Source organism: Streptomyces sp. NPDC127106 (assembly GCF_042677605.1).
Classification (GTDB): domain Bacteria; phylum Actinomycetota; class Actinomycetes; order Streptomycetales; family Streptomycetaceae; genus Streptomyces.
This window is the reverse complement of the sequence record NZ_JBHXTC010000085.1, coordinates 16,517-19,547: the sequence shown is the minus strand read 5'-3', so window position 1 is coordinate 19,547 and position 3,031 is coordinate 16,517. Positions and strand designations below refer to the sequence as shown.

Here is a 3,031-nt window from a genome sequence, read left to right as displayed (position 1 = left end):
CCGCGGCTGCGGTGGCGGGGCGCCGCCGCGTTTCCGGGCCGCCTCACCTCCGGGGGGCCGGCCGGTGTCAGGGGGCGGGGTCCGGGTGGTGCGGCTCCAGGACGGTATGTCGCGGTAACTCGGCCGCGCCCAGGACGTGGGTACGGAAGGCGCGGAGCCGGTCCTCCGCGGCGGGCCGCACGGCGGGCTGGACGTGGTCGGGTGCGGTGAGCACGGTCAGCACGTCAGCTCTCCTTGACGGCGACGGCGAAGATGCGGCGGAAGGGGAAGACGGTGCCGCGCGGGCCGGGCGGGTAGGCGGTGCGCAGCAGGTCGCGGTACTCGCAGAGGAAGGCGTCGGCGGCTCGGGGGTCGTCTTCGAGGGCGGTCAGGACGGGGCGCAGGGCGGTGCCCTTGACCCAGTCGAGGACGGGGTCGTCACCGGACAGCAGCTGGAAGTAGGTGGTCTCCCAGGTATCGGCGGCGCAGCCGAGCTCGGTGAGCCGTTCGAGGTATTCGGCGGCGTCGAGGACGTGGGTGTAGCGGGAGCCGTGGCCGGCGAGCCGGTCGCGCCAGCGCGGGCTGTCGCAGAGCCGGGCGAGGAGGGCGTGGCTGGGGGCCGCATGGTTGCCGGGGACCTGGAAGGCGAAGGCGCCGCCGGGGCGCAGCCCGTTGATCCAGGCGGCGAAGGAGCCGGCGTGGCCGGGGACCCACTGGAGGGCGGCGTTGGAGACGATCAGGTCGTAGGGCTCGTCGGGGAGCCAGTCGGCGAGGTCGGCGCGGCGGAAGTCGAGGGTGCCGCCGCCGGGGGTGGGTCCGGCGTGTTCGGTGTCGGCGCGGTGGAGCATGTCCGCGGAGAGGTCGAAGCCGGTGATGCGGGCCCGGGGCCAGCGTTCCGCGAGGAGGGCCGTGACGTTGCCGGGGCCGCAGCCGAGGTCGGCGATGCGGGCGGGCTCGGAGGGGAGTTCGGGCGTGCGGTTGAGGAGGTCGAGGAAGGGCCGGGTGCGGTGTCCCGCGTGCCGGAGGTATTGCTGGGGGTCCCAGGTGGGTGCGGCGCGGGCGGTGACGGTGGGGATCCGCGTCGAGGTGTGCACGTCGGAATGCATGTTCGAGCCTCCCTGCTGGCGGGGCGGGTCGGAAGCGGGCCGCTTACGGCCCCCTCCATGCCCGCAACCGCCTAAAGTATATCTCGATGTCGAGATTCATGATTTCAAGATATACCTCTCCGAGACTCTCGCATTCAAGAGACTTCACATCGACAGACCCCTTACACTGATCGGCATGGAGGACGAGGTCGACCGGTTGGTCGCGGCATGGCGGCGGGAACGCCCTGACCTCGACGTGGAACCGCTGGAAGTGCTGAGCCGCGTGAGCAGGCTCGCCCGCCACCTCGACCGCGCCCGCAGGCTGGCCTTCTCCGAGCACGGCCTGGAGCCGTGGGAGTTCGACGTCCTGACCTCGCTGCGCCGCGCCGGCGCGCCCTACCAGCTCTCCCCCGGCCAGCTGCTGACGCAGACTCTGGTCACCTCCGGCACCATGACCAACCGCATCGACCGGCTCGCCAAGAAGGGGCTCGTCGAGCGGCTGCCCGACCCCAGCGACCGGCGCGGGGTCCTGGTCCGGCTGACCCCCGAGGGCCGCGACCGCGCCGACGAGGCCCTCGCGGGGCTGCTGGCCCAGGAGCGGGCGATCCTGGCCCAGCTCTCCCAGGCCCAGCGCGCCGACCTCGCCGCCCTGCTACGCCAGTTGACCGCTCCGTTCGACAACATCCCCGGATAGGTCGGCCGGTCGTACGCCCGCCCGCCGGGCCAGCGCCACGGCCGCGAGCGTGGAGTGCACCCCGAGCTTGCCCAGCACGTTCTGCATGTGCGTGCGGACGGTGTGCGGGGACAGGAACAGCCGGGCCGCCACGTCCTTGCGGCCCAGCCCCGCCACCATGCAGCGCAGCACCTCGTGCTCGCGCGGCGTCAGGGACTCCACGAGCCGTTCGCTGTCGCTGCGGTGCTTGCGCGCCGCGGTCAACTCCCGCAGGACGCCAGTGAGCAGAGCGGGCGGCAGGTGCGTCTCCTCGCGCAGGACCCCCCGGATGACGGCCAGCAGCCGCGAGAGCGAGCAGTCCTTCGCCACCCAGCCCGAGGCCCCCGCCTGGAGGGCGTGCGCGGCCCGGCGCGGGTCGTCGCGTTCGGCGAGGACGACGGTGCGGACCGCCGGATGGGCCGCCCGCACGCCGGCGACGAGCGCGATCCCGTCCGAGCCGGGCGGCGGGGGGCCGGACCCCGGCTCACGCTGGGCGGGCACCGACCCGGCCACGGCACCGAGGTCGGCGTCGACCAGCAACACGTCGAAGCGGCGGCCCTCCGCCACCGCACGTTCCAGGCAGCGCAGGGCGGCCGGGCCGCTGCCGGCCGCGGACACGTCGACGTCGGGCTCGGCCGCGAGAGCAGCGGCCAGCGACTCGGCGAAGATGCGGTGGTCGTCGACCACGAGAACTCGGATGCGAACCACAAAACCCCCAAGGGTCGGGGACGGACGACTGCGGGTACGGCGCCCACACCGGGTGATGGGAGCTGTCGCGGCCGCCGCCGAGACATCTCTGCATTACCCCGGACCGGACGCCGTACCCGGCATGTCTCGACCCCTGAATCAACACCGGCCCCCACCGGTGTCACGCATCAGCGTAGAGCGGGGGGCGGCTCGCGGTTGGCCGAATAGCAGAACTTTTCCGAGCGATTTTCCGGTTGGGCCACCCCGAACAGCCCCCGGCATGGCCTGAATTCAACGGTTCCGAGGGCCGTAAGGCCGTTTCCGGCCCTGGAGGTGCTCCGGGCAGATGCACGGGGGGCATTTCACCCGGCGTGCGCACGCCGGGCGCCCGCGCACCGCGCCTGCCCGCGGCGCTCCCGGGACGCGGCACGCTCCCCCGGCGGGAGCCCCGCCGAACGCACCGCGCCCCCCCCCCCGCGGGGGGGGGGGGGGCGGCGGGGGGGGGGGGGGGGGAGGGGGGGGGGCCCCCCCCGCGCGCGGGGATTTCACACCGGCGGGGGTGTTTCAC

Annotated in this window: 4 protein-coding genes; 1 reads left to right on the top strand and 3 read right to left on the bottom strand. The window is 74.0% G+C overall.

The window, feature by feature from the left end:
• Positions 1 to 67 precede the first annotated feature (67 nt).
• Together ACFVGY_RS35690 and ACFVGY_RS35685 are read right to left on the bottom strand one after the other, a co-directional pair.
• On the bottom strand, positions 68 to 223 hold the full coding sequence (locus tag ACFVGY_RS35690; RefSeq protein WP_385686069.1) for a hypothetical protein: 156 nt from the start codon (positions 221 to 223) through the stop codon (positions 68 to 70).
• A gap of 1 nt (position 224) precedes the next feature.
• Positions 225 to 1,085, bottom strand: coding sequence for a trans-aconitate 2-methyltransferase (locus ACFVGY_RS35685; protein WP_385686066.1), 861 nt, complete (start codon positions 1,083 to 1,085; stop codon positions 225 to 227).
• Between the two features lie 175 nt (positions 1,086 to 1,260).
• Between ACFVGY_RS35685 and ACFVGY_RS35680 the strand changes: the two genes are divergently transcribed.
• The gene (locus tag ACFVGY_RS35680; protein ID WP_360630695.1) at positions 1,261 to 1,758 is read left to right on the top strand and encodes a MarR family transcriptional regulator; all 498 of its coding nucleotides are present in this window, start codon (positions 1,261 to 1,263) and stop codon (positions 1,756 to 1,758) included.
• On the opposite strand, the gene ACFVGY_RS35675 is transcribed toward ACFVGY_RS35680, so the two are convergent.
• Positions 1,717 to 2,484 (bottom strand): LuxR C-terminal-related transcriptional regulator, encoded by a 768-nt coding sequence (locus ACFVGY_RS35675; protein ID WP_385686063.1) that lies wholly within the window; start codon positions 2,482 to 2,484, stop codon positions 1,717 to 1,719. The genes ACFVGY_RS35680 and ACFVGY_RS35675 overlap by 42 nt on opposite strands.
• Positions 2,485 to 3,031: the final 547 nt, after the last annotated feature.

Excerpts from the sequence above, each read along its gene's own strand:
- ACFVGY_RS35680 (WP_360630695.1), top strand. The coding sequence starts at position 1,261 with ATGGAGGACGAGGTCGACCGGTTGGTCGCGGCATGGCGGCGGGAACGC.
- ACFVGY_RS35685 (WP_385686066.1), bottom strand. The coding sequence starts at position 1,085 with ATGCATTCCGACGTGCACACCTCGACGCGGATCCCCACCGTCACCGCC.